The following is a 7,459-nucleotide window of genomic DNA, read 5'->3' on the forward strand; positions in this document are numbered from 1 at the left end:
CGATCCCCCATGCCCCTCGCTGCCAACGTGGCGGACCTGCCCGCACAGGCCCGCGCCGCCTCCCCCGGTCGCGACTTCAGCGGCTTTCGCGTCGTCCCGGCCCGATACCCGGCCCGCACCGCCGGCACGATCCTCGCCGGGCTCGTCATCGCGGGCGTGCTGTACTCGGTCCTCACCAACCCGCGCTGGGGCTGGGACGTGTTCGCCGAGTGGTTCTTCGCCGAGCCGGTCCTGGTCGGCCTCGGGCGTACCCTGCTGCTGACGGCGCTCGGCACGGTCCTCGGCTTCCTGTTCGGCACGCTTCTGGCGCTCGCCCGGGTCTCCGGCTCGCCGCTGCTCTCGGGGCTCGCCTGGGGCTACGTCTGGCTGTTTCGCTCGATCCCGTTGATCGTGCTGCTCCTGATCCTCAACAACCTCGGCTACCTCTACGACACGATCTGGCTCGGCGTGCCGTTCACCGGGATCACGCTTGCCTCCTGGCAGACGACGCAACTGATCACGCCGTTCCTCGCCGCGGTGATCGGGCTGACCCTCAACGCCTCCGCCTTCTCCAGCGAGATCGTGCGCGGCGGCATCCTGGCCGTGGACCAGGGCCAGCACGAGGCGGCCGCGGCGCTCGGGCTGCCGCGCCGCCGGCAGGTCTCGCGCATCGTCCTGCCGCAGGCGATGCGGACCATCCTGCCGACCGCCTTCAACGAGGTCATCAGCATCGCCAAGGGTACCTCGCAGGTCTACATCCTGGCCCTGCCCGAACTCTTCTACACGATCCAGGTCATCTACCGGCGCAACCTCGAGGTCATCCCGCTCCTGATGGTGGCGACCATCTGGTACCTGGTGATCCTCAGCGTCCTGTCCTTCGTCCAGCGCCACGTCGAGCGCTACTACGCCCGCGGCGCGCTGCGGAACCCGCCGCCCTCGCTGATCGGCACGGTACTCAAGCGCCTGCACCGGGCCGGCGCTCCCACACGGTCCGCGGTCCCGGCCATCTCCGCCCCGTCCAACCTGCCCGCCCGCCAGGGCGGCGAGATCCGCATCACGGGCGTCTCGAAGAGCTTCGGCACGCTCAAGGTGCTCGACGCGGTCAGCCTCGCCCTGCGGCCGGGCAGCGTGACGGCGATCATCGGCCAGTCCGGTTCCGGCAAGTCGACGCTCCTGCGGGCGATCAACCATCTCGAGCGGGTCGATGCCGGCTTCATCGCCATCGACGGCGAGCTGATCGGCTACCGCCAGGACGGCGACACGCTCTACGAGCTCAAGGAGAAGGACATTCTCGCCCGTCGCGTCGATGTCGGCATGGTGTTCCAGAGCTTCAACCTGTTCCCGCACCTGACGGTGATCGAAAACATCGTCGAGGCGCCCGTCACGGTGCGCGGCCTGTCCCGGGCGCAGGCGCTCGCCGAGGCGTGCGAGCTGCTGGCCCGGGTCGGTCTCGCCGACAAGGCCGACGCCTATCCGCGCCAGCTCTCCGGCGGCCAGCAGCAGCGCGTCGCCATCGCCCGCGCGCTGGCGCTGCGGCCCAAGGTGCTGCTGTTCGACGAGCCGACCTCCGCCCTCGACCCCGAGCTCGTCGGCGAGGTGCTCGACGTGATCAAGGAGCTCAGCCTCTCCGGCACCACCCTGGTGATCGTCACCCACGAGATCGGCTTTGCCCGCGAGGTCGCCGACCAGGTGGTGTTCATGGAGGACGGACGGATCCTCGAACAGGGCCCGCCCTCCCGCGTGCTGGCTGCGCCGGACCATCCCCGCACCCGCGAGTTCCTCGCCAAGGTGCTCTGACCTTCCCCCTTCACCTCAACCCCTCCCCTCCGCCCTCGCCGAAGGACCTCGTCCCGTGCCGACCCGTCGCGACTCGCTCGCCCTTCTCGCCGCCGCCTCGACCGCCCTCCTCTCCGGCCGTGCCTTCGCGCAGGCGATCGACCTCTCCCCCGAGCAGCCCGGCCGCGTCCGCGCCCCGCGCGACGAAGACGCGATCCGGCTGATTGCCAAGGACGCAAAATTCGCCCGCGACGGCGTGTTCACGGTCGGCAACAATACCGGGCGTCTCCCCTTCGCGGGCTACGCCAGCGACACGAAAACGGTGATCGGCGCCGAGATCGACCTCGCCCAGCTCGTCACCGACGCGCTCGGCCGCCGGCTCGAGATCGTCTCGACCTCCTGGGCCGACTGGCCGCTGGGTCTCGCATCTAGCCGGTTCGACGCGGTGATCTCGAACGTCACCGTCACCGAGCAGCGCAAGGAGAAGTTCGACTTCTCGACCTACCGCAAGGACCTGCTCGGCTTCTACGTCAAGGCGGGCAACCCCCTCGTCATCCGAGAGCCGAAGGACGTGGCCGGGCTCAAGGTCATCGTCTCCTCGGGCACCAACCAGGAGCAGATCCTGCTGCGCTGGAACGACCAGAACGTGAAGGCCGGGCTCAAGCCGGTCGAGGCGCAGTATTACGACGATGACGTGGTGCTATACCTCGCCCTCGAATCGGGCCGCGCCGACGCCTATCTCGGCCCCAACGCCCTCCTGAGCTTCAAGGCGGCCCGCGAGGGCAAGACGCGGCTCGCCGGCAACTTCAGCGGCGGCTGGCCGGTGGTGGCCGAGATCGCCGTGACGACCCGGAAGGGGGCGGGCCTCGCGGAGGGCATCACGCACGCCATCAACGCCCAGATCCGCAACGGCAATTACGCCAAGGCGCTGGCGCGCTGGAACCTCTCGGCCGAGGCGATCGACGAATCGCGCACCAACCCGCCCGGCCTGCCGCGGGCCTGAGAGCCGGAGATCCCCCATGAGCGTGTTCATGCGCGTGCGGCGCCGGCTCTTCTCGCTCCTCGTCGGCGCGGCCTGCGCCGGCGCGATCCTGCCCGCCGCGGCGCAGGGCACCCCCTTCGACCTCGGGCCCGAGCAGCCCGGCCGGGTCCGCGCCGAGGCCGACCCGGTGGCAGTCGCCCGACTCCCGAAAGGGTACCGGTTCGTCGAGCCGGGCACCCTCACGGTGGCGATCACCCCGGGCGGCCCCCCGCTCGGCACCTACGCGACCGATGCGAAAACCGTCATCGGCGCGGATCCCGACTTCGCCCAGCTCGTCGCCGACAGCCTCGGCCTCAAGCTCGCCCTCGTCCCGGTGGCCTGGGCCGACTGGCCGCTCGGTCTCGCCTCGGGGCGCTACGACGCGGTAATCTCGAATGTCGGCGTCACCGAGCAGCGCAAGGAGAAGTTCGACTTCTCGACCTATCGGCAGGGCCTGCACGGCTTCTTCGTGCGCGCCGACAGCAGGATCGACCATATCGCTGAGCCGAAGGACGCGGCGGGGCTGACGATCAGCGTCGGCGGCGGCACCAACCAGGAGCGCATCCTGGTCGAGTGGAGCCGACAGAACGTGGCGGCGGGCCTGAAGCCCATCGACCTGCAGCTCTTCGACGACGAAGCGGCGCGCCTCGTCGCCCTGCGCTCGGGCCGGGCCGACGCGGTGGTGCAGCCGCACGCCCAGCTCGTTTTCGTGGCGGCCCGCGACCGGGACATCAAGCGCGTCGGCACGCTCAGCGCCGGCTGGCCGCTCAAGTCCGACGTGGCGATCGCGACCCGGAAGGGCAGCGGCCTCGTCGACGCGCTGACGCAGGCCATCAACGGCCTGATCGCGAACGGGAAATATCGTCAGGCCCTGGCGAGGTGGGGCCTGGAGGAGGAGGCGCTGCCGCGCTCCGAGACCAACCCGCCCGGCCTACCGAAGTACTGACACGATGGCGCTCCTCGCGATTCAGCGCCTCGCCTTCCTGGTACCGGGCAATTACGACGACGCCGATCCGCGCAAAGGCCTCGAGGAGACCCTCGCGCTCCTTGCCGAGGGCGAGGCACTCGGCTTCGACGGCGCCTGGGTACGCCAGCGCCACCTCGAACCCGGGATCTCCTCGGCGGCGACGTTCCTGGCCGCCGCCACGCAGCGCACGCGGCGCATCGGGCTCGGCGTCGCCGTGATCCAGATGGGCTACGAGAATCCATTCCGGCTGGCCGAGGACCTGTCCCTCGTCGACGTCCTGTCCGGGGGCCGGCTCGAGGTCGGCCTCAGCGCCGGGCCGCCGCCGCACGGGAACCTCCTCGGCGAGCGCTTCTTCGACGGCGAGCCGAACGCGGTCGACGTCTCGCACGGCCGCGTCAAGCGTCTCGCCGCCAACCTCGACGGCGACTGGCTCGGTGAGCCGGACGCCCGTATCGTCTCGGCCGCCGGCAGCCACCGGCCACGACTGCGGCCCTACGCACCGGGCTTGCGCCAGCGGCTGTGGTACGGCGCCGGATCCCTGCGCTCGGTGCGCTGGGCGGCCGAGAACGGCCTCCATCTTCTCGTCGGCAACATCAACACCGCCGAGGAAGCCGACGATTTTCTCGACGTACAGGCCCGTCATGTCGCGACCTTCCGGGCCCATTGGCGCGGTACGGACGCTCCCCGGATCGCGGTCGGCCGCGTGATCCTGCCGACCGACGGCGCCGACGCCGCGACGCGCGAGCACTACCGGGCCTTCGCCGCCGGCCGCCATGGCCGCATCCTCGCCCCGCAAGGCGAGCGCCGCACCCTGTTCGCACCGGATCTCGTCGGCCCCGCCGCCGAGCTGGTCGAGCGGCTGCGCGCGGACCCGATCCTTCCCTTCGCAGACACCCTGCGGGTGGAGCTGCCCTACAACCTCGCCGCCGCCGAGTCTCGCCAGATCCTCGCTGACATCGCGACCCTCGTCGCGCCCGGGCTCGGCTGGGCGGCAGGCTGATCCTGCCCGAGATGCGGAACGGCCGTCACCGAGGCGGGCAACGGCCCGACGATTCCGGGACAGAACAACGAGGAGAAGTCATAGACGATCCGCGCGACCCATTTTCGGCGCCCTCATCGGCGATACGCCGCTCCTCGAACTCCTGCGCTTCGGCAAGCGGCGGGGCCTTCGAGCCCGCATCCTGGCCAAGGTCGAGGCGCTGGACGTGGCGGGCAGCATCAAGGACCGTACCACCTGGAGTATCGTCCAGGCCGCCGAGGCTGAAGGCAGGCTGGTACCGGGGCAACTCCTCGTCGACCTATCAAGCGGCAATACCGGATCGGCCTCGCGGCGCTCGCCGCGGCCCGGGGCTACCGAGCGAAGTTCTACCTGCGCACCTCGACTAGAGCACTTCACGATCGCGCTGCAATCGCGAAGCTCTCTATGTCTTTGGTTTTGCCTCATTTTCTGCGGCGAAGCAGCATCCACTTCGTCGAAAAATGCTCTAGCCACGTGAAGGTCGCGCTCATCACCGCTACGGTGTTGAAACCGTGCTCAGCGGCGATGCAGTGTTCCTGACGCCCGGCGGTGTCGGCGCGATCATCGACCGCGTGCGGCACGACAATCCCGACTCCTTCTATACGGCGAATTTCGACCCGGGCGTCGTCGAAGCGTTCTACCGTGCGAGACCCACGAGGCGCAAGCGGCGGCCCGGACGCTCGTCGGCGAAGAGGGTCTGTTCGCAGGGCCCTGGCCGATCCCCCTAGCAGGGTCGGCGCGTCGTCACCGCTGTCCAAACGCAGCGATGGCGTTGGTCGCAGCCACGTTGCCCCCGCCGTGTCTTTGCCGAGCGCTGCACCGGCGTCGCTCAAGTCGGCGCACGCCGCATTCACCGCCTCGGCGACCTCCAGCACCATCTCGGTCTCGCGCTCGGTGGTGAAGCCGGTGCATGCCTGGTGGTGCGCCCCGGCTTGCCGGTCAGCCTACAGCATGGCGAGGGCGGTCCGATCGTCGGGGCGGTACTGCACGGCAAGCCGCGCGAAGCACTGCCACCGTTCACCCGGCCTGAGCCCGTGGCTAAGCCGGATCCCGTCGTCAGGGAGACGACGGCCCAGCGGTCGGCCCGGAAACCGGTGGCACCGGGTCAGCTCGAGATGTTCGGGACGGCAGCCGGCTGAGAGGGCCCTTACCGGAAGGAGAGATGCTGTCGGCGCCGTGCTCCGCGCGATGTGGTCATGACCCGTCAGGGCCGAAGCCCGAAAGGGTCTGGGGAGAGATCGCAGGCGGCGAGAAGGATACGGTCCAGAGGACGCAACCTCTCGCCAGCCCGCTTGAGCACCAGGGTCGATTGCCCTGGGCCCCCTGCCCTATTCACGGCACCAAGGCGCGGCGCGCTGCCGGTAGGCCTCGAGACCCGGCATGTTGGGAGTCGCGGGGCCCCTGGATCAGGATGTCGGCTACGTCGCCGTCGAGCGCGTGAGAGAATCCAGGGTGCGGAGATAGCGGCCGATCCGGCCGGACCGTATGACGCTGACCGGCTCCTTGGGAAGTTGTTGCAGGGATCTAGACGCGAACAGACCCTTCGCGAGATCCCCCAGCGAGCTCGATGGTGCAGCGCGGCTTCAATATCCCTGGGGCGTCCGATTCGACGAGGCGGATGCGCTCGTCGGGCAACTCGACCGCGTCACCAACGATGACGCTGGTCCCCTGCCCTTTCCGGGGCTGCGCGATGGGATCGTAACCCGTCAGGGCCGAAACCGCGCAGCGGGTTCGGAGAGCCGCCGCAGGCGGCGAGTAGAACTCGGTCCCGAAGGGACGCGCTTAACCTTGATCGTACTGGCCAGGCCGGCCCTATGAGGGATAAGTGCCGCCCCTGTTGCGTCGGACGACATGGTTGGCCATGGCCAACTTCCGGGGCCCGATCCGATCAGTCTTTGCCATTCGCCGCGTTTCCACGTTCGCTCTCGCAGGGCGTCCGCGATCTATCCTCAGCCAGAAAGGCCGCGTAGAGCTCGTCGAGGCGGGAGGCTACGTAATCACCGAACGACGGATCTCGCTCGATGGCGAGCGTAACGCCCGTTCCTTTGCGGGAGATCTGTGCCGTCGCTCGACCACCCTGCCCTGCCCAACTGGCCGACACAGAGGCGTGACGATTCTGCGGGGCTGCAAGCGCGGCCACCCTGACGAAACGCGCATCGCTATCGAGTGATGCGAACGCTTCCTCCATCACAGCTTCCTCGACCTCCTTTGCGACGAGTGGCCTTTTCATCTGCTCCGCGAGCGCCAGCCAACGACGACGGCCTGCTTTAGGCGCAGGACCGATCCTGTTCACGATCGACTCCGGGACTGCGCGTGCAACAGCGATCAGTTTCGACAATTCACCTTTGTCGGTCGAGAGAGCATCAATGATGACGGATCGCTCGAAACCACTATCATAGTGTCCTGCGTCTGAAGTTCGTTGCAAAGGTGTTGTCTCTGGCTCAGCTTCGAGTGCACGCAGGCAGAAGCGTTTGACGCTGGCCAGGATGGCGTCGGCCGACTTCACCCACCGGAACGGTTTCGGATCGGCATTCGTGGCCTCGATGAAGGCGCGAATGTCGCGTTCAAGCTCGCCCACCGAGCAATGAACGCCTCGCCGGATCGCCCGCTCCGTCAGTAGACCGAACCATCGCTCGACCTGGTTGATCCATGAGGCGGAGGTCGGTGTGAAGTGCACGTGATAGTGCGGGCGCCGGGC

7 protein-coding genes and 1 pseudogene are annotated in these 7,459 nt (G+C 68.8%); 5 read left to right on the plus strand and 3 right to left on the minus strand.

Going from position 1 to position 7,459, the window contains the following annotated elements; translation table 11 throughout:
* Nucleotides 1-9 precede the first annotated feature (9 nt).
* The 5 genes from BMX97_RS34235 to BMX97_RS22300 all read left to right on the plus strand — a co-directional run bounded on the left by BMX97_RS34235 (nucleotide 10) and on the right by BMX97_RS22300 (nucleotide 5,239).
* Nucleotides 10-1,776, plus strand: a complete 1,767-nt coding sequence (locus BMX97_RS34235; RefSeq protein ID WP_091753440.1) for an amino acid ABC transporter permease/ATP-binding protein — start codon at nucleotides 10-12, stop codon at nucleotides 1,774-1,776.
* 136 nt (nucleotides 1,777-1,912) lie between these two features.
* Entirely contained in the window at nucleotides 1,913-2,758 is an 846-nt protein-coding gene (locus BMX97_RS22285) for an ABC transporter substrate-binding protein (protein ID WP_244538589.1), read from the plus strand.
* Nucleotides 2,759-2,774: 16 nt separating this feature from the next.
* The gene (locus BMX97_RS22290) at nucleotides 2,775-3,722 is read left to right on the plus strand and encodes an ABC transporter substrate-binding protein (protein ID WP_091753442.1); all 948 of its coding nucleotides are present in this window, start codon (nucleotides 2,775-2,777) and stop codon (nucleotides 3,720-3,722) included.
* A gap of 4 nt (nucleotides 3,723-3,726) precedes the next feature.
* Nucleotides 3,727-4,743 carry an LLM class flavin-dependent oxidoreductase gene (locus BMX97_RS22295; RefSeq protein WP_091753443.1) on the plus strand — a complete coding sequence of 339 codons (1,017 nt, stop codon included), beginning with the start codon at nucleotides 3,727-3,729 and terminating at the stop codon, nucleotides 4,741-4,743.
* A gap of 142 nt (nucleotides 4,744-4,885) precedes the next feature.
* Nucleotides 4,886-5,239: a hypothetical protein gene (locus tag BMX97_RS22300; protein ID WP_244538590.1), complete on the plus strand. Its 354-nt coding sequence runs from the start codon at nucleotides 4,886-4,888 to the stop codon at nucleotides 5,237-5,239.
* On the opposite strand, the gene BMX97_RS32995 is transcribed toward BMX97_RS22300, so the two are convergent.
* The 3 genes and pseudogenes from BMX97_RS32995 to BMX97_RS33875 form a co-directional block, all read right to left on the minus strand.
* Complete coding sequence (locus tag BMX97_RS32995) at nucleotides 5,184-5,639, minus strand: hypothetical protein (RefSeq protein ID WP_177202308.1); 456 nt, start codon at nucleotides 5,637-5,639, stop codon at nucleotides 5,184-5,186. The two genes, BMX97_RS22300 and BMX97_RS32995, sit on opposite strands and share 56 nt — an antisense overlap.
* Before the next feature lie 1,010 nt (nucleotides 5,640-6,649).
* Nucleotides 6,650-7,186, minus strand: coding sequence for a plasmid partitioning protein RepB C-terminal domain-containing protein (locus tag BMX97_RS22305; RefSeq protein WP_244538591.1), 537 nt, complete (start codon nucleotides 7,184-7,186; stop codon nucleotides 6,650-6,652).
* A 36-nt stretch (nucleotides 7,187-7,222) separates the two neighbouring features.
* Nucleotides 7,223-7,459, minus strand: a pseudogene (locus tag BMX97_RS33875) (IS630 family transposase); the annotation flags it as partial.

Origin of the sequence: Methylobacterium sp. ap11 (assembly GCF_900110515.1) — a bacterium.
GTDB classification, from domain to species: Bacteria; Pseudomonadota; Alphaproteobacteria; order Rhizobiales; family Beijerinckiaceae; genus Methylobacterium; species Methylobacterium ajmalii.

What these genes read in the sequence shown, in the direction of transcription:
- BMX97_RS34235 (WP_091753440.1), top strand. Translation starts at nt 10, where the DNA reads ATGCCCCTCGCTGCCAACGTGGCGGACCTGCCCGCACAGGCCCGCGCC.
- BMX97_RS22290 (WP_091753442.1), top strand. Translation starts at nt 2,775, where the DNA reads ATGAGCGTGTTCATGCGCGTGCGGCGCCGGCTCTTCTCGCTCCTCGTC.
- BMX97_RS22295 (WP_091753443.1), top strand. Translation starts at nt 3,727, where the DNA reads ATGGCGCTCCTCGCGATTCAGCGCCTCGCCTTCCTGGTACCGGGCAAT.
- BMX97_RS32995 (WP_177202308.1), bottom strand. Translation starts at nt 5,639, where the DNA reads ATGGTGCTGGAGGTCGCCGAGGCGGTGAATGCGGCGTGCGCCGACTTG.